Raw genomic sequence first — 21,219 nt, 5'->3', positions numbered from 1 at the left:
CCGGCGGCGCGCCCCGCGCGGGGGGGGCCGGGAGCAGCTGCGCGGGGTGATCTGTGTGGCCTGTCAGTCGTCCAAACCGATGCGGTCGTGGAGCCGGGCCAGGGGACGTGGGGCCCACCAGTTGGCGCGTCCGGCCAGGCGCATGAACGCTGGTACGAGAATGCCGCGCACCAACGTGGCATCCACGATCACTGCCAGGGCCAGGCCCACTCCCAGGAGTTTGAGCGGGGTCAGTCCAGAGGTGGCGAACGACAGAAGGACGGTAGCGACCAGGACGGCGGCAGCCGTGACCAGCCGGCCGGTCTTTTCCAAACCCCAGGCGACGGCGGAGACGTTGTCGCCGGTGCGGTGGTACTCCTCTTTGATGCGGGAGAGCAGGAAGACCTCGTAGTCCATCGACAGGCCGAAGGCGACGCAGAACATCAGGATCGGGGTATCAATATCCAGCATGCCGGTGACCACGAAGTCGCCGACCAGCCAGCGCAGATGCCCGTCCTGGAAGACGTACACCATCGCACCGAACGTGGCGGTGAGGCTGAGCAGGTTCAGCACGATGGCCTTGAGCGGGATGAGCAGACTGCCGGTGAACAGGAACAGCAGCACCATGGTGGAAGCGGCGATGATGCCCAGCGCCCAGGGCAGCTTGTCGCCCAGGGTCGCTTTGGAATCCACCAGCAGCGCGGCCTGACCGCCCACGAGCGCCTCACCCGGGGCCGGTTGGGTGCGAACGGTTTCGACGAGGTCCATGCCACGCTCGGAGTAGGGCTCGGTGTCGGAGACCACCGACAGCCACGTGCCGTCCTTCGCGCTGAACCGCTCCGAGGCCGGGCCGGGCGGGGCGACCTGCTGCCCTTCGGTGTAGGAGCCGGTCAAGGCGTCCACTCGGGTCACCCCGGGCAGCTTGGACAGCTGGGCTGCGTAGGCGCTCACATCCTTCGCCTCGGTCTGGGCACTGGTGTTGGGCAGGACCACGTTCAGCGGTGAGCCCTCCCGGTTGTCGAAGTCCTCGCGCAGTACCTGGGCGCCCTGGTAGGCCGGGGAGCTGGCGGACAGGACTCGGTCGTCGCTGTCGCCGAACTCAGCCCGCATGAACGGCAGGCCGAGCGCCACGAGAAGGGCTGCGACGGCTAGGGCGAAGGGCAGCGGGCGGCGCATCACGGCCATGGCCAGCTTGTGCCAGAAGCCCTCCCGGTCGGTGCGCGCGACCGCGGCCGGGGCGTTGCGGCGCCACAGGCTTCGCACGTTGAGGGCATCGACCCGGCGTCCGAGGACGGCCAGCAGGGCTGGCAGGACGACGACGGAGCCGAGGGCGGCCAGGATGACGACGGCGATGCCGGAGTAGGCGAAGGACCGCAGGTGGTACATGGGGAAGACGAGCATCGCCGACAGCGACAACGCCACCGTCAGGGCGGAGAACAGTACGGTCCGCCCCGCGGTGCGCACGGATTCGGCGATCGCTTCGTGGACGGTTCGGCCCCGGGCGAGTTCCTCACGGTAGCGGGTCACGATGAACAGGCTGTAGTCGATGGCCAGGCCCAGGCCGAGGGCGGTGGTGATGTTGACGGAGAACACCGAGACCTGAACGACCATATCCAGCAGCCGCAGGATGACGAAGGAGCCGATCACCGCGAGGATGCCGACGGCCAGCGGGGTGCTGGCGGCCACGACACTGCCGAAGACGAGCAGCAGAATGATCAGTACCAGCGGGCCGGACAGCATCTCCGCCTTGGTCAGATCTTCCTCGCTGCGTTTTTCGATCTCCATGCGCACTGCGGTCACGCCGGTCGCCGTGACCTTGAGCGGGCCGTGCTCGCCGACGATAGTGGGCACGATGCGTGCAGCGGCTTTGCGGACCTGGTCCTCATCCCCAGCCAGGCGCACCATGATCAGGCCGGTGTTGCCGTTCTTGGACCGCAGCGCGGGGGTCTTGTCGAGCGTCCAGTACGAGGCGGCCTGCACCACGCCGCGCTCATCGGCCAGCCGCTCAGTCAACTCCCGCCCCTGGCTGGACACCTGCGGGCCGTCGATGTTCGTGTTGGCGGCGGCGATGAACACCAGGTGCGGTGAGCCGCCCTCGAAGCGGGTGTTGAGGAGCTCATCAGTTTGGGCCGACTCCGAGGCGGGGACGGTGATCCCGCCCTCCGACAGGCGGCTTTCCACATCCGCTCCGAAGGGCACGGCGACGATCAGTGCCGCGAGGGTGAACAGCAGAACCAGCAGCCTTCGACGGGCCAGCCATCGGCCCAGCCGAGCAAGTCCCTTGGCCGGGACGGGTGGGGGGGATCCGCTGTCGGGCTTGTTGCAGACGGGGGATTGAGTACCCACGCATCCTCCTCGGAGGTCGAAGGGCGGTCCCGCCGCAGGGCAGGCCGCACACGGAAGGAAAAGAGAGCACGCCACAGTTCGGCGGCACGTGAGGAAGCCGCCGGGGATCGGGTGGATCATTGCGGCTGCCGGACGCGAACGGCGGGTGCCGGTACGCGCTGCGGAGAAGCCGGTGCTTGCCGGGCGTTAGCGTAGGAGCGCGCCTGTCAGCGGCTCGGCAGCCCATATGCAAGGGCAATGCAAGAGACCGCCCGAGATCACCTCCGGATCCTTTGGCTGAGGCCATCCAGCCGTGCCGTGGGCTGTGCCGGCCTCAAGGCAGGCAGGCGCACCTCGGCGTGCAGCCCTCCCCCGGGTGCTTCCTGGAGCAGCAGGTGGCCGTGGTTGGCCTGAGCGAGGCTCGATGCGATGGCCAGTCCCAGGCCGGAGCCTTCACTTGTGATGGCGTTCGGGCCGCGCCAGAACCGGTCGCATGCCCGAGCGCGTTCGTCCGGGCTCATCCCGGGTCCGGCGTCCTGACACTGCACCGAAACCACCCCGTCGTCCTCGACCAGACGGACCCGGATCGTGGTGTGTTGCGGGGAGGCGCGCACAGCGTTGTCGAGGAAGACATCGAGGATCTGGTCCACCGTGCCTGCGATCGCGGAGACCACCACGTCGACTTCGCCCTCGATCACGACGGCCACATGACGCAGCTCGGCTGTCACGCGCCAGGACGCCACCCGCTCCTCGGCCACCGCCCGTACGTCAACCGCTTCAGCGGGCTGGGCGCCCGATTCGGCGCGGGCCAGCAGGAGCAGCGCATTGAGGATGCCGGTCATGCGGTCGGCTTCCCCGAGCGCCTGCTCCAGGCGGCGTTCACCTTCGGGCGTCACATGGGGCTCCAGGTTTTCCAGCCGCAGGCGCAACGCCACGAGTGGAGAACGCAGTTGATGAGAGGCGTCGGAGACGAAGGACCTTTGTAGTTTCACCTGCTGCTGGACCTGCTCGGCCACGTGGTTGAAGGTTTCAGCCAGTACGCGCAGATCGGGGGGACCGAGGTGCACCGGTACCCGGACATCATGGTCCCCGGCTGCGAACCGGCGGGCAGCTGTTTCTATGTAGCGGACCGGGCGCAGGATCCACCGGGCCAGCAGTTCGGCCAGGAACCTGCTGAGCGCCAGCGCGAACGCCGCTGTCACACCGACCACCACCCAAATCGTCATCTGCTGCAGTTCCAGGTCGTCAAGGGCCGAGCAGATCACTACGACGCCGATCAGCAGGCCGTGCCAGATGACCGGGACTGCGACCACGAGCTCATCGGCGAGCTGGGCACTCTTCTGGTCGGCCGAGTCGGTGTACTGGCCGCGCAGCGCCGCCTGTACGGGATCCTGCTGCGACACCTGCGCCGGGGACAGGATGCATAACGCGCCGTCGACGGACCGGCCGCGGGCGTCGAAGACATGGGCGCGGCCACCGGTGCGGTTCTGGTGTTCGGCGATCTGGGCGCGCAGGCTCTCCCGATCGTTCCCGGCCAGGACCTTGGCCGCCGTGCCCGACAGTTTTCGGGCCTGCTGGACGCAAGTGTGAGCGAGTTCCCGCAGGGCCTCCTCGCCCTGCTGCATCACCGGCGGCAGTCCGAGCACCGTGACCACCGCAGCGGGTAAGGCCACCAAGGCCGCTACAAGATGACGCCGCACGGCGTCACTCCTCTCCTGTCGTGTCGCGGCCACTTGTACCGCACCTCACGGCTACTCGGGCAGGACCAGCCGAAAGCCCACCCCCCGCACCGACTGGATCCAGTCCCGGCCGCCCAGCTTGGAACGCAGGGAGCCGACATGAACGTCGAGGGTGCGGGTCGATCCGTGCCAGTTGGGATCCCACACCTCGTTGATCAGGTCTTCGCGCCGACGGACTGCGCCCGCATCGGACAGCAACGCCGCCAGCAGGTCGAACTCACGCCGCGTCAGTTTCACCAGCTCCCCGTCCACTTCCACCTGCCGGGTACGCAGGTCTAAGGACAACGGGCCGAATACACACCGCTCCTCCGTACTGGTCTCACTGCTTTCCGTCGGCACAGCGGCAGGGCTTTGTACGCGGCGGGCGACCGCGTCTATGCGCGCGAGCAGTTCCCGCATGCTGTAAGGCTTGATCAGGTAGTCGTCCGCACCGGCCTGCAGCATGAGGACACGGTCCAGTTCCTCGGCCCGCGCCGTGACGGCGATTATGGGAACGGCGGACTGCTCGCGAACGCGGCGGCACACTTCCTGCCCGTCCAGGTCCGGCAGCCCCAGATCGAGCAGCATGAACTCGGTGTTGCCGGCGGCCTCCAATGCCTCGCTGCCGCTGGCGACCCAGTCGACTTCGTGCCCGAACCGCTGCAGCGCCTCCGTCAGGGCGTCCGCGATCCGCTTGTCATCTTCCACCACAAGAACCTGCATTTTTGCATTCCCCGGTCCACTGGGCTGTCCCCCCGACAGTCTCAGGATCGGATCTTAACGATGTAATCGCCTCACACAGTAACTCTTTCGGGACTTTGTGCCGCCGACAGATCGAGGCACGGGTCTGAGTACTAGTTCCTGTCGAGTTGAGTATCAATTACTGATGTGGCGCTCACCAGGAGGGTGCATTGTCTGCCTGGACGCCGCTTCTTGTGGCGGATCTCTCGGAGAGCGGGGAGATGCAATGCGAAGAGTGAGCCTTTTCGACTTGGCCACCGATCGGGTGACGTGATGGCGGCTTCGAAACTGGCGGAGCCCCAGGGCTGTTGTGCAAGGTCTCTGCGCTCAACTCTTCAGCCTTGGGGCTCCGTTGGTTCCTTGTCGTGCCGTACTCGATGTCCCGCATGCATGGGTGGAGTGGGTGACGATGCCGATCGTCACCCGCGAGGGTGACCGCCGATGCAAGCTCCCGCCGTCCCAGCGCGCCTTGGCCAACCGCCGGCGCCCGCTACGTTCTCCTCGACGGGACACTCGCGGAATGCGACCGGGTCAGCCGCGCAGACTATTCGGGCAAGCAGCGTCGGCACCGGCACCGGGGTGAACCTGCAGGTCGTGACCGTTCCTGACGGGACTCGGTATGGATCTCGCCCGCCCTGCCGATCAAGCCCGCATCCGCCGGGACCTGGACGCTACAACCGCTCGACTCCAACGCGTCTTCTACATCTCTGCGTTGTTCAGCATCCCAAGCTGTGAGGACTCCCGCCGGTTTTACGAACGCAAGCGAGCCGAAGGAAAACGCCACATCCAGGCCGTCCTCGCCCTGGCCCGCCGACGCGTCAACGTCCTAATTCCCGTGTAACGAGCTCACCGGCCCTCGCCGGTCGGTGAGGTGGTTCGAACGGGTTGTGACGCCTGCACTCCGCCGGGCCGCAGGTCTGCGACGAGCACGGCTGCGCAACCCAGCTGGCGGGTGGTGGTCTCGTGAGTGCCGGTGGATACCTCTCAACGTCACGGCCAAGATGCCTTCCCAGAGAGCGGCGCCATTCGGTGCTCTCGTGGCCGCCACCCACCCAGCACTGACGCTGCTGGCGGTTGTGTGGGCTCCGGACGCACGCCTTCTTTCAGCCCGGCCATGATGTCTCCGCCAAGATCGGCGGCGTTCGAGTCTTCACGGCCGCCAGCGGCGTCAACACCGTTTGCTTGATAACTCGTTGGAGTTGGTGGTGCGAGCCCGTCGCACGGTGATCTCTTGCATTCCCCGAGCCGTCTGAGCTCTGGGAACAGACCGGGGCCTGTGCGGTGAGCTGGTGCCACGAACGGCTTGTGAGGTGTCGGCCCGTTCCTTGATCGAGGCCTGGAATTAGGTCGCTGCGTGGCCCCGCATGCGCTCGTGACCAGCGCAAACACCCACACTTCGAGGAGGGAAAGTTGATCTACTGCGGCATCGACTGGGCCGAGAAGACACACGACGTCGCCCTGGTCGACGACGACGGCACGCTCCTGGCCAAGCGCCACATCACCGACGACGCGACCGGCTACAAGATCCTGCTGGATCTGCTCGCCGAGCACGGCGACACCGAGGACAACCCGATCCCGGTCGCCATCGAGACCTCCCTCGGCCTGCTCGTCGCGGTCCTGCGCACCGGGAAGCGCCAGGTCTACGCCATCAACCCGATGGCCGCCGCACGCTACCGCGACCGCCACGCGGTCACACGGAAGAAGTCCGACCCCGGCGACGCCCTCGTCCTGGCGAACATCCTCCGGACCGATATGCACGCCCACAGGCCGTTGCCCCAGGACAGCGATCTCGCCCGCGCCATCGCCGTCCTCGCCTGCGCCCAGCAGGACGCCGTTTGGAACCGGCAGCAGCTCGCCAACCAGCTCCGCTCGCTCCTGCGCGAGTACTTCCCCGCCGCCCTCGACGCCTACCTGCACTGGCAGAACGGTCTCTGCCGCCCCGAGACCCGCGTCCTGCTGGAACTCGCCCCCACGCCCTTGCGGGCGGCCCGTCTGTCGCTCGCGCAACTGCGCTCGGCGCTCAAGCGCGCCGGCCGCCAGCGCCGGATCGATGCCGACGCCGAGCGCATCCGCGAGGTCCTGCGGGCCGAATACGCGCACCAGCCGCCACTGGTCGAGGACGCGCTCGGCAAGCAGATGCTCGCTCTACTGCGGCAGCTCGACGCCGCCTGCACGGCCGCCGACCAGCTCGCCGAGGCGGTTGAAGAGGTTTTCCCTCAGCATCCGGACGCCGAGATCATCCTGAGCCTCCCCGGGCTCGGCACCCAGCTCGGCGCCCGGATCCTCGCTGAGATCGGGGACGACCACGCCCGCTTCGCCACTGCCCGCGGTATGAAGACCTACGCCGGTGCGTCCCCCATCACCAGGGCGTCCGGCAAGAAGTCCAGCATCACCAGACGCTGGGTGAAGAACGACCGGCTCAACCACGCCGGCTACCTGTGGGCCTTCGCCTCACTGACCCACTCACCGGGCGCAAAGGCCCACTACGACCGCCGCCGCGAGGCCGGGGACTGGCACGCCGCCGCTCAGAGAAACCTCTTCAACAAGATGATCGGCCAGCTCTACCACTGCCTCCAGAAGCACATCCTGTTCGACGAGAACCTCGCCTTCCCCACACAACTTCTCGAAGCTGCTTGACGACTTAGCTCCGTGAGGTGTCTCTGGGCCCTCCTCCGCGACGGACGGACCTACGAACCCGCGCCACCAAGCACACTCGCGGCTTGACAGACCGCATTAGGAATCAATGAACGTCTTGGGTTTCCTGGTACGAGAAGAACCAGTGCAGGCCGAACTCCTCGACGAAATCTGTGCGGGTCGGCTCATTACTCCGGCAGATCTGATCGACGAGGGGGTCTTCCCAGTGCCGAGCAAAGCTGCCAGACCTCTCAAAGCCGATTCCACAGGTGGCTTGTTCGAACTGTGACCTGTCTGACTGATTGCCCCCTGCAGTGGTTGCTGCGTGCGGTGCTGCGGTCACGGGAGATGAGCACGCTTCGACACATACCCATCCGCTGGGAACGCGAGGCCTTTCTCGGCCTCGCCACCTGCCAATCACCCACGGACACGTCCAACCACATCGGCTCCTGTTCATACAGGCCGTCTCCGTGCCTGGAGGACCGCGACCGCCCGGGGGTGCTCGTAGTTCAGCCCTTGGCCGCGGCGACTTCTCGTGCGCGGCCGGCCAAATTCTGAACAGAGCGGGAAGTGGCGTACGGAGCGAGCTCTCTACGCATCGTGGTGAAGTGGTCGTCACCGCGTACGGAAGAGACGTGCTCGTACTCGTCGAGGAAGCGTCCCCACGACGCGCGAGGCGTCCAGATACCCGAACCGGAGTTGGCGCTGCGCGAGCACCGCATAGGCGTGGACGCTGCCCTGCCGCTCCTGAGCGGGCTGAGCCCCCTGCCCTCCTTCCTGCCAGCGCACCGGTTCCAGGCCAGCCTGCAGGAACGGGTGCGAGTGCGGGAGATGCTCACCAACCTCGGCACCGCGCTGCCCCGGTTCACCTCCCCCGCGGCCCGCTTGCCGGCCCTGCAGTGCGCGCTGCGTACGGACGTCCGCGGTCAGGTCCGGCTGCCGACGGGCCTGTTGCGGGGCATGCGCCTGCACGGGAACCGCGAGTTGTGGCTGGAGCTGGCCATGCCGACTGGCTTGCGCTGCCGGACTTCCGTGCGGTGCCCGCACAGGTGCGGCTACTCGCTGCCGCGGTGCTGGACCAGGCACCCGGCCGTCACTCTCGTTGCCGCGCCGCCGACTGGGCACTGCGACCCACGCCGTTGATCCTGCCGGCCGCAGCACCCGCACTGCGACTGACTGCCCTCGCGCTGGCCACACACACCTGCGCCCACGCCGAACACAGCACCGACATGAACATCCTCACCCGCCTGCACGGGCACTCCGCTCAGCAGACCGGCGAACTGCTCGACCGACTGGTGACCACACGCACCCTGCAGGCATGGCAGCACAACCGGGAGACCGAGTTGGTCTGGCAACTGCCCCAGCCGCAGGTCCAGTCACGATCCGTCGTACTGCCTCGCGGACACCAGGCATGAGAATTGTGAGACTGTCTCAAGAGCAAGAAGACACCACCTGGCACGAACAACCAGTGCTGTTCGTCCGTACCATCTGTACACCGAGGCATCTTGCGGCACTCCCGCCGGGCCGCCCAGACCTCGCCCGAGAGGGCCGTCACTTCCATGTGGTGCAGCCCCGCAGGACGTTCATTCGCCGAGAAAGGTCAGCCATGCCCGAGACAACGACTCCCGCCACTGAACTGACATCGCAGTACGTCGCCCAGGTGACCAACGACCTCGACCGCAATGTGAAAGAGCAGGGACGCATCCTTGCGGAGATCGCGTCCCTGCAAGAGCAGCTTGCCGCGATGCAGTACGACCACACGGTCCTGGTGAACGTGCAGCAGGCGCTCGGCGTCACCCAGGCACCGACCCAGCCTGCGGCAGAGGCCGACGGTGCAGCGGTGCCCTCGCCCCGGCAGAAGACCGGCGCCGCGCGCGGCGGTCATCGAACGGCCCGGAAGTCCACCGCCGCACCTCAGAAGGCAGCACCCAAGAAGCCCGTGGCCAAGCCGGCAGATACCGCAAAGGCGGCTCAGCCCACCCTGGTCGAGCTCATTCGCCGCCACCTCCTCGAGCTGAAGGAACCGCGCTCGGCTGCGGAGGTCTCCGCAGCGCTCGGCCAGGCCCACCCCGAGCGCCAGTTCGCGGACAAGGTCGTGCGGGTTACGCTCGAGGGGCTCGTGGCCAAGAGCCAGGCGGAGCGCACCAAGCAAGGAAGGTCCGTCTTCTACACCGCCCCCAAGTCGGCAGCAGTTGCTCCTGAGGCCGAGGCGCAGCCCGTAGAGACTGAGCGCTGACAGCCCCGCGTGGAGGGGTGGTTGCCTAGGTGCGGTCAGCGGGGGCGCCAGGTGCGGACCTCGAGGTGGATGATGTGGGCGTCGCGACGGTGCGACCGGTCTCGACCAGCCACTGGTGAACGGCGGTGGCTGGTGACGTCGCCGCCTGCGGCATCGACGCGCGGGCGAAGTCGGCGGCGTCGAAGCCGCCGGTCTACGTAGGAGCGTTGCTCGGTGTGGTCGGCGTGCTGGATGACCTCGCGGCGGACGCCGGGTGAGTCGCTGCGGCTGCCGGAGGGGTGCACGTAGCCGGTCTTGGCAAGGCGGACGGTGAAGGCCAGGCGTAGTCCCAGGCGGGCGGCTTCGGCGATCAGGGGACGCAGGCGGGCGGAGCCTGCGGCGATGGCCTGGGCGCCGACGCGACCGGTGCCGGATCCGGTCGGGGTGATCAGGACGGCCTTGGTGCGTACGCGGGCGCCGGAGGCGGTGGTGCGTCGGTGCGTCGCTGCTACGCCCCGCATCTGGGCGCGAGTCTGACTCTCACGCTGCGCCTGGACCGGGCCCGCCCCGTGTTCCCGCACGCCGAAGCCGCCGAAGACCTGCTGGCCGTCCTGGACGCCGACGAGGCGTCGTGACCCCGCGCCGCTCCAGGACTTCGCGGCTCTGGACGCCGCACTGGAGACCCAGACCGCTGAGCCCGGCAGTCCGGACCCGGAGTCCGTACGCGTCCAGCGCTTTAGCGTCGGCGACAACGAGCACATCCCCTGGGCGCGGCGTACGAGGAGTTGGAGCCAGACGAATACCGGGCCGGGTGCGCCCTCGCCGCCAGTCCGGCATGGAGCGACGCCATGCTCGGCCTCGCCGAGAGCCTGAAGCTTTGCGTCAGATGAACCCGGGCGGTGGAGTCGATGTACCTTGCCGCGCTGCCCGGCTATGTGCGTCAGCCGCGCCTGGGTCGGCGCCGGGCACGGCCGACGGACGAGGTGCTGCTGGGCTTCGAGGAATTCACCACGCGCCTGCTGGACTGGGTGTCGTGGTGGAACACCTCCCACCGGCCGGAACCTTTCAAGGGCCGGCCCTCGCTTGAGGCGTGGGAAGCAGATCCGACGCCGCTGCGTGAGATCAGCAGGGACGAGTTGTGGACGTTCGCCTTGGAGGGCGGCGGCAGCACGGACAGGCAGGTCTGGGTGCCGGACCGGCGGCCCACCCGGCGGCGCCGGGCCGCTACTGGCCGCCCTTTTGGACGTATTGCTTCACGAACTCCTCAGCATTCGACTCCAGGACCTCGTCGATTCCGTCCAGGACCGCGTCGACGTCGTCGCTCAGCTTTTCTTGACGTTCCTGGAGCCCCTCGGAATTCTGCGTCTCGGCGGCCTCTCCTCGACCTCCTCGGAGGCACGGTTCGCCCGCCGCCACCGGTGTCCTTGTTCGCCATTTCCCTCACCCACTCATTCGTCTGGCACCACTTTGTGGTCCTGGGCCTCGCCACCGCGCGACCATACGCGCCGGGTGCGGAGGCGTTCCTTGGTCTGTGCGCTGCGCCTCCTGTCCGGCTGCGGGGCCGCAAGGCGCCACAGCCAGACAGGAGTTCAAGCCCGACGGGGAAGACCCTGTTACAGGTACTGCCCCGTATTGGCCACGCTGTCGATGGAGCGGCCGGACTCGACCCCCTGCTTTCCGGTGACGAGCGTGCGGATGAACACGATCCGCTCGCCCTTCTTGCCGGAAATACGAGCCCAGTCGTCCGGGTTGGTGGTGTTCGGCAGGTCCTCGTTCTCCTTGAACTCATCCACGCAGGCGGCGAGCAGGTGGGAGACACGAAGGCCGCGCTGGCCGTGGTCGAGGAAGTCCTTGATGGCCATCTTCTTGGCCCGGTCCACGATGTTCTGGATCATGGCGCCGGAGTTGAAGTCCTTGAAGTACAGGACCTCCTTGTCACCGCCTGCGTACGTGACCTCCAGGAAGCGGTTCTCCTCGGTCTCGTTGTACATCCGCTCGACAACCACCTGGATCATCGCCGCCACGGTGGAGTCCACCGATCCGTCGTGCTCCTTAAGGGCGTGAGGGTGGAAGGGCAGCGAGTTCCTGAGGTACTTCGAGAAGATGTCCTTGGCCGCCTCGGCGTCCGGCCGCTCGATCTTGATCTTGACGTCCAGACGGCCTGGCCGCAGGATCGCCGGGTCGATCATGTCTTCGCGGTTGGAGGCGCCGATGACGATGACGTTCTCCAGGCCCTCCACACCGTCGATCTCGGCGAGTAGTTGGGGGACGATGGTGTTCTCCACGTCCGAGCTGACACCCGAGCCGCGGGTGCGGAAGAGCGACTCCATCTCGTCGAAGAAGACGATGACGGGCGCGCCCTCGCTCGCCTTCTCCCTGGCTCGCTGGAAGACCAGGCGGATCTGACGCTCGGTCTCGCCGACGTACTTGTTGAGGAGCTCGGGGCCCTTGATGTTGAGGAAGTAGCTCTTGCCTTGCGGGCGGCCGCTCACCTCGGCGACCTTCTTGGCGAGCGAGTTCGCGACGGCCTTGGCGATCAGTGTCTTGCCGCAGCCGGGAGGGCCGTAGAGCAGGACGCCCTTGGGCGGGCGTAGCTCATGCTCCTTGAAGAGGTCGGCATGCAGGTAGGGCAGTTCGACCGCGTCGCGGATCTGTTCGATCTGACCGGCGAGGCCGCCGATCTGCCGGTAGTCGATGTCGGGGACCTCTTCGAGGACCAGGTCCTCGATCTCCGACTTGGGGACGACCTCGTAGATGTAGCCTGAGCGGGGCTCCAGCAGGAGGGCGTCACCGGTGCGCAGGGTGAGCTCGCGCAGCGGTTCGGCGAGCCGGACCACCCGCTCCTCGTCGGTGTGCCCGGTGACCAGCGCGCGCTCGCCGTCCTCAAGGACTTCCTTGAGGGTGACGATGTCGCCGATGCTCTCGAAGGCCATCGCGTCCACGATGTTGAGGGCCTCGTTGAGCATCACTTCCTGGCCGCGGCGCAGCTCGTCGAGCTCGACGTCCGGGCTGACGTTGACGCGCAGCTTACGGCCGCCGGTGAAGATGTCAGCGGTGCCGTCCTCGTTCCGGGTGAGGAAGGTGCCAAAGCCGGCGGGGGGCTGCGCCAGCCTGTCCACTTCCTCCTTGAGGGCCGCGATCTGGTCGCGGGCCTCTCGCAGGGTGGCGACGAGCCGTTCGTTCTGGGCGGTCACGCCGGCCAGATTGGTCTGGAGCTCGAGGATCCGCTCTTCGAGAACTGTCGGCATTTGCAGGGAATCGGCACTGTGGGCGTAAGCGTCACGGCTCACCGTCACGGCTCTCACCTCCTTGGGTAGAGTTGAAAGTTGGCGTCCATGAATCCGTACCTGAAGGGAAGTCGGACTGCGGACGATGCGGTCCGGGGCCAACCGGATGCTGTGACTGTTCCGGCGGGGCCTCGCGTCAGACCTCGGGGTTCTCCAGCATCTCGGTGACCAGGGCCGCGATCGGGGAGCGCTCGGAGCGGGTCAGCGTGATGTGGGCGAACAGCGGGTGGCCCTTCAGCTTCTCCACCACCGCGACCACCCCGTCATACCGGCCCACTCTCAGGTTGTCCCGCTGTGCCACGTCATGGGTCAGAACCACCCGCGATCCGGCACCGATACGAGACAGAACGGTCAACAGGACGTTCCGTTCGAGTGACTGGGCCTCGTCCACAATCACGAACGCGTCGTGGAGCGACCGGCCGCGGATGTGGGTGAGCGGCAGCACTTCGAGCATGCCCCGCGCCACGACCTCCTCGATGACCTCCTTCGATGTCACCGCGGACAGGGTGTCGAAGACGGCCTGAGCCCAGGGGCTCATCTTCTCCGACTCACTGCCCGGCAGGTATCCCAGCTCCTGTCCGCCGACCGCGTACAGCGGCCGGAAGACCATCACCTTGCGGTGCTGCTGCCGCTCCAGTACTGCCTCCAGACCCGCGCACAGGGCCAGTGCCGACTTTCCGGTGCCAGCCCGGCCGCCCAGCGACACAATCCCCACATCGGGATCGAGCAGCAGATCCAGCGCGACCCGCTGCTCTGCGCTGCGGCCGTGCAGTCCGAAGGCCTCCCGGTCGCCGCGCACCAGCCGCACCCGGCCGTCGCCAGTGACCCGGCCCAGGGCCCGGCCGCGCTCCGAGGTGAGCACCAGCCCGGTATGGGCTGGCAGGTCACTGGCGCTGTCCACGTCCACCGCGGCGTCGCGGCCCGCGCCGAACAGCGCGTCCACCTGGTCACCGGAGACGTGCAGTTCGGACATCCCCGTCCAACTGGACGTCACCGCCAGCTCGGCCAGGTACTCTTCGGCCGACAGGCCGACCGAGCTGGCCTTGATCCGCAACGGCAGGTCCTTGGAAACGACCGTGACGTCGTATCCCTCCGCCTGCAACGTGCGGGCCACCGCCAGAATGCGGCTGTCCGCCCCGCCCGTGCGGTAGCCCGTGGGCAGGATGGATGGATCCGAGTGATTCAGCTCGACCCGGATCGTGCCGCCGCGCTCGTCCACTGGGATCGGCTCATCGAGGCGGCCGTGCCGGACCCGGAAGTCGTCGAGCAGGCGCAGTGCCTGGCGGGCGAAGTAGCCCAATTCGGGGTGGTGGCGCTTGGCCTCCAGCTCGGTGACCACCACCACCGGCAGGACGACCTCGTGCTCCTCGAAGCGCGTCATGGCGAAGGGGTCTGCCAGGAGCACGCTGGTGTCGAGAACGTACGTGCGCCGACCGGGATGGCGGGAGTGGACAGTCGGCTCTGTGCGGGCGCCGCGGTCTTCGGTGATCATGCGATTGCTCCCTGCTGGCGGTGACCGGTTTTCGCTCGGAACCGACCTTGGGAGGATTCCCGGGTGCTTGCCCCGGCGTCGCTTCGAGCGCTGCAGAACGACCGTTCGGAAACTCTGCTGAGGGCCGGGCAGAAGGCGGAATCACGGGTACGGGTCACAGCCGTTGAGCGCACAGTGCCGTTGCCCTGGGGGGCATGGGACGAAGATTCCATGAGGCGGCTGTACGGCTGGCGTCGCCTATTTCTTGATGCCATGGAGAATTCCTCCCCCGCGAGCGGAGTTTCGGATATGGAAGCCGCCCGGCCGTACATGGCCAGGTCTCGCCCCAAGCGCCCGGATTAGGTCCGGCGGCAGTCGGATCAACCCGACCCTGCGCTGCGATGGATGAGAGCAACCACCACAGCGAGGATTCCGCAATTGCGGGCGGCCGGTCATTCTTGCTATGTCGCAAAAGCTACGTTAGCTGCGGATCGTCGCCAACCGCCTGGAATATGAGCCGGGTCACAGCCTCGGAACCGGGGTGACGGAAAGCCCCTGGGCACCGCACTCCAGTGTCGGGTCACCGACTGGCAGAGCCGCCTTCGAAGTCATCTCACAATGGGCATTATGGTTGGCAAATGCCAGGATTTCCCTGGCCCTTCCAATGCATTCCGCTGTCCGAGACTCGTTTCCCTGGAAGGATCGAGTCCGTCATGGCGGAGCAATATCCGAAGGAGCTCAAAGGGCGGCCCGTGCGCCTGGCGCTAGGGACACACGATCAGTGCAAGACCGCGTCCCCGGCGATCCGTTCGATCGGCGCCCTCTGGCAGCCGCCCCCAGGACCTCGGCCCGGACCGACGTTACGCTGGATCGCTTGCGGCTCACGGCAAGACCTGCGCGCGTCCGTACCATGGAGGCATTTCTGAGCACCCTCGTCTGTTCGTTGCCCCCTCCAGTACGCGCAGGACGCCCCGCAGCAGGTCCGGGTGTGGGGCAACACCGTCCGCGAGGACGGCTGGGCCCGGGGTGACACGGGCCGTCACGTGTCCCAAGTCCTGCGGGAACGCACCGATGACAGCGGCGGGTCCGGGCCGTTCGTCGGCCGTCGCCTGCCGACCGCGACGTCGCCAGCTCCGACCACCCGCCCGCCTGCCGGTGGCACCTCAGCGACGCCGCCTGCCCCCACGCCGCCGCGACAGGGACCCGTGATGTGGGTCCTTCCGGCGGCCCCCTCCCGAAGAGATGCTGTTGGTTACGTAGCAAGGGATTAGGTGCACCAGAAGGCACGGTTGGTGGGCTTCCAGTCGGCGGGGCCGCTGTCGGACTTGGAGGAGTTCGAGGACTCCGAGGTGATCAGGAGCTGCGGGTCCTTGGGGTAGTCGCCGAAGGCTTTGCGCTGATCGGCGGTCCAGGTGTCGGCGCCGGAGCGCCAGGCTTCGGCGAGGGGCACCATGTGGTCGATGGTGGCCTGGGCGACGACGGTGACAAAGGAGTATGAAGTACTCACATCGAACCGGGATCCCGTCGGTAACGTCCCGAGGGACAAATATGTGGTCGTGAACAGAATCGCCCTGATACGGCGGCTATTCCGATCGCGGCAAAGTAAGTATCTGAACGGAGAGACCGTGACTACCAACACATCCATCATGACCCCCACGGAAGAGACGGCGCACGAGGGCGGCCCGCAGCACAACGAGATCGTGGTCGAGGCCCACGAGGGCGGCCCGCAGCACAACGAGATCGTGGTCGAGATCTGACCGGCCGTAGACCGCTGTCCGACCGTGGCATTGGGACGAGTGAGATGTCCGGCTGGGTGCCCTCCTTGCCCCTGAGGACGTGGGTTGTCCTCGGGGGCGAGGTTGTCTCTGCGGTGGGGTCTGGTGCGACTGTTCCTTATCTGTTCGTGTACCTGCATGTGGTGTGTGGGATGTCGGTCGGACAGACGGGGGCCATGCTGACGGTGCGGGCGGCGATCTGGGTAAGTGGTATCGCCTTGGGCGGGCTGCTTGCGGACCGGGTAGGGGCGAAGACGGTGGCGGTGGCTGGACTAGTGTCGACCGGGGCAGGAACCTGGGGGCTAGCTGCGGCGGATACGCCGGTCGGTGGTGCTGTGGCCCTTGTTGGCTACAGTTTCGCGTTTGCCGTGCTGACACCGGCGTTGGATGCGCTGGTGGCGGCGGCGGTGCCGGTTGGCCCGAGACAGGTGGTGTTGGGCTGGCGTTATGCGGCGTTCAATCTCGGCAATGCGGCGGGGGCGGGCCTGGCCGCGGTCCTACTTGCTGCTACCTCGGCCGCAGAGGGGCTGCCGGTGCTCTACCTGTTTGACGGAGCGTCATTCGTAGTATTTGCCGTGTTGATCGGCGTGTTCGTTCGTCAGGCGTCACCTTCGCGGCCTTCTAGACCCGTGGGACAGGGGTACCGGACGTTGATGGCGGATCCAGCGCTGCGTTGGATCTGCGCGGTGGTGCTGCTGGTCGTTGCGGCCGGCTACGCCCAGCTGCATGTCGCACTTCCGGGATTCGCTACCGCTGCGGGCTTTGACACGCGCAGCCTGGGGTGGGTCATGGCGGCCAACACGCTCGCGGTGCTGCTCTTCCAGGTACCTGCGCTCCGAGTGAGCGCTGCGCATCGGCGCAGCCGGATCCTATTGGCGGGGATAGTCGTCATGGTCAGCGCCTGGGTGCTGATCCAGGTGGCTGGCCACTCGGGGCTGACGGTCCTGGTTGCTGCCGCGGTTCTGTTCGGAGCGGGGGAGACCTTGTTCGCGCCGGTGGTGTCGGCCCTGGTCAATGACCTTGCCTTGGAGGGGGCAAGGGGGCGCTACAACGCAGCTCAATCGCTGGCGTGGGGCATCGGCTTTCTGGCCGGTGCCGCCGGCGTGGGTGCTGTCCTCACCGCGGGCGGAGAGGACATCGTGTTCGCGGTAGTGGCCGGTGTGCTCGGCCTGGCAGCGGTTGCTGTCCTGCAACTTGAGCGAGTTCTGCCGGGCGCTATCAACAGAATCCCGGATCAGAAAGGTATGACTTCAGCTGATGCATCAGCAGCGCATTAGTCCCCCTCAAACAGGTTGAGCAGGCCCATATGATCAACATCGTTCAGACTATGCCGAACCGGTTGCCCGATGTGCAGGCCCTGTTCGCGTCCGCTTACGCCGCCCGTGACACAGGCGACTTGGCGCAGGCCGAACGAACCCTGCGCCAAATTCTGGCCACAGGTCAGGAACCGTTGCGGGCAACGACCCGCCTGAAGGCACAGACCGGGCTCGCCCAGGTGTGGCGCCAGCGCGGACAGTACCGTCGGGCCGGGCTGCTGCTACGCCTGACGCTGGCCGCCGCGGAAGCGTCGTGCGGTCCTCACTCTTTGCAGGTCGCTGCAGCCTGCAACGAATGGGCGATTCTGGGCAAATACACCGGCGACTTCGACCACGCGGAAACCCTCTACCAGCGTGCCCTGACCATCTACGAAGCAGTCCACGGGCCAGAGCACCACAGCGTTGCCACTATCTGCCACAACCTGGGCGGCCTTGCCCATACACGCGGCAACCACGTTGCGGGGGAGCCCTGGGCACGGCGCGCCGTGGAGATCCGCACCCACCTCCTCGGCGAAGGCGACCCCATGGTCGCCGCTGACGCCGCCGCATGGGCCTCGCTACTGGACGGCATCGGCCGCCATGAGGAAGCCGAGAACGTCCTGCGCCGCGCCCTCCAGGTCTTCGAGAATGCCTACGGTCTAAACCATTATGAGGTCGCCGTTACTGTGCACAATCTGGCCGCTCTGGCACATCGCCGAGGAGACCTCCCGGCAGCCCAGGCTGGCTACGGTCGTGCACTTGCCATCAAGCAGCTCCTCCTCGGATCCGATCATCCCGAGTGCGCCACCACTTTGACCAGCCTCGCCGCAAACCACTACCACCAGGGCCAACACGCCCAGGCAGTCGCCTATTACGCCCGCGCGATCACCATCCTGGAACCCGTCGTCGTCTCTGATCACCCCGTCCTGGCGGCCGCCCGCCGCGGCCTTGCCCAAGCCAGCACCCATGCCTTCAGCGATAGAGAACCCTCCGGATCACGGTAGACCAGCGAGTCTACGTGTCCCATGACTACTCTTCATGGGACACGGGGTCATCATCGAGGTCGAGCGGGCCTAGAGGGGGCACCAGGAGAAGATCTGCCTGGGAGTGATCGACCTGATGATTCGTCATAAGTCCACCTGTAGCGGTGATTCGGCCTCCTGGCCTGCGCGGATCAGGCCGAACGCAGGCCGCCCGCCATGGGGGCTGGGCGAACCGGTCGACGCCACCGAGGGCAGCGTCGCGGTGGGCGGCACGGCTCTACTCGATCATCTCGGCGTTGACGTCCGCCGCACAACTCGGACCGCGAGCACCCGTTCACCGGGAGCCGTGGGCACCGTTGGACGACGGCACCCACGGGGACGGTCAAAATCGTAGAACCTCGACGCCTCGCTGTTCGAGGGGCGGCACGACTGCATCCAGGAACTCGGCTCTGTCCGCTGCTCCTGCGCCGACCACGGCAGCCGGAATGACCATCGGCCGCTCCTCTGCAGTTATGTGTCACGTCCTCGGTGGAGAAGACGACGATCTGGGTCACCTGGTCCCAGCGGATCGTCCTGATGTTGCGCCGGGCCGTGCCGCCACGCCGCGGTCGTAGACGTAGACCGCCATCCGGGCCCGCACCGGCCGTATCAGGCCGATCAGCACGCTGGCGATCAGGACGATGACCAGCCCACGGAAGATCTGCACCCAGTCGGCATCCTCGAACTGGGACAGGATCGGGCCGGTCACGGCCAGGCCGGCCGCCGAACCGACGGCGAACGCAATGCCACGCAGGGACTCGCCTGCCCCGCCGGGCTCCTGCCGAGCCAGCCGCAACACTCCGAGGCCGGCAGCGGCCGATGCTCGGCCGCAGGCGCCGCCACGGTGCGGTCGCCGTGGCTGCAGACGCTCCGAGACTGTCACGGGAGTTCGGCGAACTGGCCGGGTGCACCCGGCGGTAGGCGTTGCCACTGGCGGCTCGTCTGATCGAGAGCCTGGCCTGTCGAGGAGGCCGTCTCACCGAAACCGACGCCTTCGGTCACGCAGAAAGGCGGGTCCGCCACCACGGGGAAGTGACGGACCCGCCTGCGTCCACGTGCCATGTCCGTCCCCGGCGCGGTCTGCGAGGAAGTTCAGGGGGCGTCCGGCTCCGCCGATGTCGTGGGCGAGCCCGGCCCGACCTGTACTCGGCGGCCATCCGCCGGACGCACGATCCGCGGGTGGTGTCGGTCAGCTCAGCTGCGCGCCGGCCAGAAGCGCCAGGCCGGCAGGCGCACTGGGCCATGCGCGCTCGCGCGCGGGCGGAGCGGAAACCTGCAAGGGGAGCATCACCCGCTGAAGGTCCCTGCCGATCCGCTCGGCCTCGCCGCGCACCTGCGCCGGCACGTCACCGCGCTCCGCGACGAGCTGTGCGTAGATCGGGGCTTCCTGGAACACGAGCGACGCGTCCTTCCTGTCGGCGCCTCGCGTCGGACACGGAGGCAGCCGCCGAGTGTACGGGGCCGTGCGGCACGCCTCCAGTTCAGCACCGGCCGTCGGCTGTCCCGAAGCACGGTGGAGAAGGTCGGCGGGCATGGCGGTCGCGCTCGTGGTCGGCGGCCGTCACGCGCTGAACTCCGGTCGGGGGACGGCGCGCTCTGCCCTCTCGGCAGGGACCGCGATCTTCGCTGGTGACATCAGGTAGTCGATGCGTCCCGTTGCACTGTCCTTGCCTGCCGCCCGCCCGCCTAGGCACCCTGTCGTGATTGAGGTCGGTCCCGGTGAGCGCGGCCTTCACCGGCTCGACGTACGTCATCACCCCCGGCAGCCGTCGTGCTCGCACAACACGCCGGGTGGGGCTCGACAGCCCCGCCGCGCCCCCTCATCCGGCTATCGGCTCGGAAGTGATCGGGGCAGCCCGAACCATGGGAGCACGCTGTTGTCGAATCGGGTCATGGCGCAGATCCGGTCACCGGTGAGCATGAGGACGTACAGGCCGACCCCGTGACTGATGCCGGTGGGGGTACGCAGGTAGGCCCCGAACGCCGGCTGGCCGTTGGCACGCGACGGGACGAGGTCGAACCTGCGGCTTGTATCGAAAGTGGATCTTGAGCGATGAATGATCTCGGTTCATGGGGCGAGGAGATCTCACAGACGAGCAGTGGGCGGCCCTGGAGCCGGTGTTGCCGAAGGGCACGAAGACGGGGCGGCCATCCGTCCGGCCTCGGCGCCAGTTGATCGACGGTATACGGTTCCGGGTCCGGACTGGGGTTCCGTGGCGGGACGTGCCCGATGAGTACGGGCCATTCGGCCGGGTCTACGACCTGTTCCGCCGATGGCAGCGGGAGGGCACATGGCACAGGGTCCTCATCCGGCTCCAGTCGCTGGCCGACGCGAAGGGTGCGATTACGTGGGACCTGAGCGTCGACTCGACGGTGTGCCGCGCCCATCAGCATGCGGCTGGGGCTCGGAAGCAGGGTGATCTGCAGAAGGAAGCACCGGGTGGCGTGTTCATCGAGCCCGGTGATCACGGGCTGGGACGGTCGCGTGGCGGGTTCACCACCAAGCTGCACCTGGCCGTCGAGCAGGGCCAAAAGCCATGTCGATCGTGGTCACGGCAGGGCAGCGCGGGGACTCGCCGCAGTTCGAACCCGTGCTGGAGAAAGTCCGCGTGCCCCGCATCGGGCCTGGTCGGCCGCGCGTCCGCCCCATCGCGTGCGCGCTGACAAGACACCCCATGCAGCTATCGGGTCAAGCAGCTGTGGCGAGTGGTGATGGTTTCGGCGGGGCAAATGCGATCGCTTCGTCGAACCTCTGGC

General features: G+C 67.3%; 17 protein-coding genes and 5 pseudogenes. 12 read left to right on the top strand and 10 right to left on the bottom strand.

Annotated features, from left to right (window positions below; all coding sequences use genetic code 11):
• Nucleotides 1-63: 63 nt before the first annotated feature.
• The 3 genes from ACFWBT_RS29755 to ACFWBT_RS29745 form a co-directional block, all read right to left on the bottom strand.
• Nucleotides 64-2,325 carry an MMPL family transporter gene (locus tag ACFWBT_RS29755; protein WP_385705871.1) on the bottom strand — a complete coding sequence of 754 codons (2,262 nt, stop codon included), beginning with the start codon at nt 2,323-2,325 and terminating at the stop codon, nt 64-66.
• 257 nt (nt 2,326-2,582) lie between these two features.
• Nucleotides 2,583-4,004 (bottom strand): sensor histidine kinase, encoded by a 1,422-nt coding sequence (locus ACFWBT_RS29750; protein ID WP_385705869.1) that lies wholly within the window; start codon nt 4,002-4,004, stop codon nt 2,583-2,585.
• A gap of 51 nt (nt 4,005-4,055) precedes the next feature.
• Complete coding sequence (locus ACFWBT_RS29745) at nt 4,056-4,745, bottom strand: response regulator transcription factor (protein ID WP_385705867.1); 690 nt, start codon at nt 4,743-4,745, stop codon at nt 4,056-4,058.
• A 370-nt stretch (nt 4,746-5,115) separates the two neighbouring features.
• Between ACFWBT_RS29745 and ACFWBT_RS29740 the strand changes: the two are divergent.
• From ACFWBT_RS29740 to ACFWBT_RS29715, 6 genes and pseudogenes are all read left to right on the top strand, one after another.
• Nucleotides 5,116-5,404: pseudogene (locus tag ACFWBT_RS29740) on the top strand (IS5/IS1182 family transposase); the annotation flags it as partial.
• A 41-nt stretch (nt 5,405-5,445) separates the two neighbouring features.
• Nucleotides 5,446-5,604 (top strand): annotated as a pseudogene (locus ACFWBT_RS29735) (IS110 family transposase); the annotation flags it as partial.
• Nucleotides 5,605-6,173: 569 nt separating this feature from the next.
• Nucleotides 6,174-7,400: an IS110 family transposase gene (locus ACFWBT_RS29730; RefSeq protein ID WP_385705865.1), complete on the top strand. Its 1,227-nt coding sequence runs from the start codon at nt 6,174-6,176 to the stop codon at nt 7,398-7,400.
• A gap of 567 nt (nt 7,401-7,967) precedes the next feature.
• A complete protein-coding gene (locus tag ACFWBT_RS29725) occupies nt 7,968-8,540 on the top strand; it encodes a hypothetical protein (RefSeq protein WP_385705863.1) in 573 nt (190 codons plus the stop codon).
• An 86-nt stretch (nt 8,541-8,626) separates the two neighbouring features.
• Nucleotides 8,627-8,812, top strand: coding sequence for a hypothetical protein (locus tag ACFWBT_RS29720; RefSeq protein ID WP_385705861.1), 186 nt, complete (start codon nt 8,627-8,629; stop codon nt 8,810-8,812).
• Nucleotides 8,813-9,003: 191 nt separating this feature from the next.
• Nucleotides 9,004-9,633, top strand: a complete 630-nt coding sequence (locus ACFWBT_RS29715) for a hypothetical protein (RefSeq protein ID WP_385705859.1) — start codon at nt 9,004-9,006, stop codon at nt 9,631-9,633.
• 35 nt (nt 9,634-9,668) lie between these two features.
• Here the strand turns inward: ACFWBT_RS29715 and ACFWBT_RS29710 are convergent, their stop codons facing one another.
• Nucleotides 9,669-10,133 carry a helix-turn-helix domain containing protein gene (locus tag ACFWBT_RS29710; protein WP_385705857.1) on the bottom strand — a complete coding sequence of 155 codons (465 nt, stop codon included), beginning with the start codon at nt 10,131-10,133 and terminating at the stop codon, nt 9,669-9,671.
• On the opposite strand from ACFWBT_RS29710, the gene ACFWBT_RS29705 reads away from it, so the two are divergent.
• Complete coding sequence (locus ACFWBT_RS29705) at nt 10,110-10,247, top strand: hypothetical protein (protein WP_385705855.1); 138 nt, start codon at nt 10,110-10,112, stop codon at nt 10,245-10,247. The genes ACFWBT_RS29710 and ACFWBT_RS29705 overlap by 24 nt on opposite strands.
• 589 nt (nt 10,248-10,836) lie before the next feature.
• On the opposite strand, the pseudogene ACFWBT_RS29700 reads toward ACFWBT_RS29705, so the two are convergent.
• The 4 genes and pseudogenes from ACFWBT_RS29700 to ACFWBT_RS29685 form a co-directional block, all read right to left on the bottom strand.
• Nucleotides 10,837-11,047, bottom strand: a pseudogene (locus tag ACFWBT_RS29700) (ubiquitin-like protein Pup).
• 178 nt (nt 11,048-11,225) lie between these two features.
• Nucleotides 11,226-13,001: a proteasome ATPase gene (gene arc, locus ACFWBT_RS29695; RefSeq protein ID WP_385705853.1), complete on the bottom strand. Its 1,776-nt coding sequence runs from the start codon at nt 12,999-13,001 to the stop codon at nt 11,226-11,228.
• Between the two features lie 34 nt (nt 13,002-13,035).
• The gene (locus ACFWBT_RS29690) at nt 13,036-14,391 is read right to left on the bottom strand and encodes a PhoH family protein (protein WP_385705851.1); all 1,356 of its coding nucleotides are present in this window, start codon (nt 14,389-14,391) and stop codon (nt 13,036-13,038) included.
• Nucleotides 14,392-15,637: 1,246 nt separating this feature from the next.
• Nucleotides 15,638-16,015, bottom strand: coding sequence for a DUF1524 domain-containing protein (locus ACFWBT_RS29685; protein WP_385705873.1), 378 nt, complete (start codon nt 16,013-16,015; stop codon nt 15,638-15,640).
• Between ACFWBT_RS29685 and ACFWBT_RS29680 the strand changes: the two genes are divergently transcribed.
• Genes ACFWBT_RS29680 through ACFWBT_RS29670 form a run of 3 tightly spaced genes read left to right on the top strand, consistent with a single transcriptional unit; the run spans nt 15,996 to nt 18,444 of the window.
• Nucleotides 15,996-16,127, top strand: a complete 132-nt coding sequence (locus ACFWBT_RS29680) for a hypothetical protein (protein WP_385705875.1) — start codon at nt 15,996-15,998, stop codon at nt 16,125-16,127. The two genes, ACFWBT_RS29685 and ACFWBT_RS29680, sit on opposite strands and share 20 nt — an antisense overlap.
• Nucleotides 16,128-16,171: 44 nt before the next feature.
• A complete protein-coding gene (locus ACFWBT_RS29675) occupies nt 16,172-17,422 on the top strand; it encodes an MFS transporter (protein ID WP_385705849.1) in 1,251 nt (416 codons plus the stop codon).
• 29 nt (nt 17,423-17,451) lie between these two features.
• Nucleotides 17,452-18,444 (top strand): tetratricopeptide repeat protein, encoded by a 993-nt coding sequence (locus tag ACFWBT_RS29670; RefSeq protein ID WP_385705848.1) that lies wholly within the window; start codon nt 17,452-17,454, stop codon nt 18,442-18,444.
• A 529-nt stretch (nt 18,445-18,973) separates the two neighbouring features.
• On the opposite strand, the gene ACFWBT_RS29665 is transcribed toward ACFWBT_RS29670, so the two are convergent.
• Complete coding sequence (locus ACFWBT_RS29665; protein WP_385705847.1) at nt 18,974-19,171, bottom strand: hypothetical protein; 198 nt, start codon at nt 19,169-19,171, stop codon at nt 18,974-18,976.
• Between the two features lie 480 nt (nt 19,172-19,651).
• Nucleotides 19,652-19,858 carry a hypothetical protein gene (locus tag ACFWBT_RS29660; protein ID WP_385705845.1) on the bottom strand — a complete coding sequence of 69 codons (207 nt, stop codon included), beginning with the start codon at nt 19,856-19,858 and terminating at the stop codon, nt 19,652-19,654.
• A 674-nt stretch (nt 19,859-20,532) separates the two neighbouring features.
• On the opposite strand from ACFWBT_RS29660, the pseudogene ACFWBT_RS29655 reads away from it, so the two are divergent.
• A pseudogene (locus ACFWBT_RS29655) lies at nt 20,533-20,967 on the top strand (IS5 family transposase); the annotation flags it as partial.
• A 32-nt stretch (nt 20,968-20,999) separates the two neighbouring features.
• A pseudogene (locus ACFWBT_RS29650) lies at nt 21,000-21,219 on the top strand (hypothetical protein); the annotation flags it as partial.

This window comes from Streptomyces sp. NPDC060027 (assembly GCF_042737005.1).
In the GTDB taxonomy this organism is placed as follows: domain Bacteria; phylum Actinomycetota; class Actinomycetes; order Streptomycetales; family Streptomycetaceae; genus Streptomyces.
The sequence above is the reverse complement of the archived record's forward strand: the minus strand, read 5'-3'. Positions and strand labels throughout refer to the sequence as shown.

Bases quoted from the DNA above. Each gene is read 5' to 3' on its own strand.
- ACFWBT_RS29710 (WP_385705857.1), bottom strand. From the start codon at position 10,133: ATGCGGGGCGTAGCAGCGACGCACCGACGCACCACCGCCTCCGGCGCC.
- ACFWBT_RS29715 (WP_385705859.1), top strand. From the start codon at position 9,004: ATGCCCGAGACAACGACTCCCGCCACTGAACTGACATCGCAGTACGTC.
- ACFWBT_RS29720 (WP_385705861.1), top strand. From the start codon at position 8,627: ATGAACATCCTCACCCGCCTGCACGGGCACTCCGCTCAGCAGACCGGC.
- ACFWBT_RS29670 (WP_385705848.1), top strand. From the start codon at position 17,452: ATGATCAACATCGTTCAGACTATGCCGAACCGGTTGCCCGATGTGCAG.
- ACFWBT_RS29675 (WP_385705849.1), top strand. From the start codon at position 16,172: ATGTCCGGCTGGGTGCCCTCCTTGCCCCTGAGGACGTGGGTTGTCCTC.
- ACFWBT_RS29745 (WP_385705867.1), bottom strand. From the start codon at position 4,745: ATGCAGGTTCTTGTGGTGGAAGATGACAAGCGGATCGCGGACGCCCTG.
- ACFWBT_RS29690 (WP_385705851.1), bottom strand. From the start codon at position 14,391: ATGATCACCGAAGACCGCGGCGCCCGCACAGAGCCGACTGTCCACTCC.
- ACFWBT_RS29685 (WP_385705873.1), bottom strand. From the start codon at position 16,015: ATGGATGTGTTGGTAGTCACGGTCTCTCCGTTCAGATACTTACTTTGC.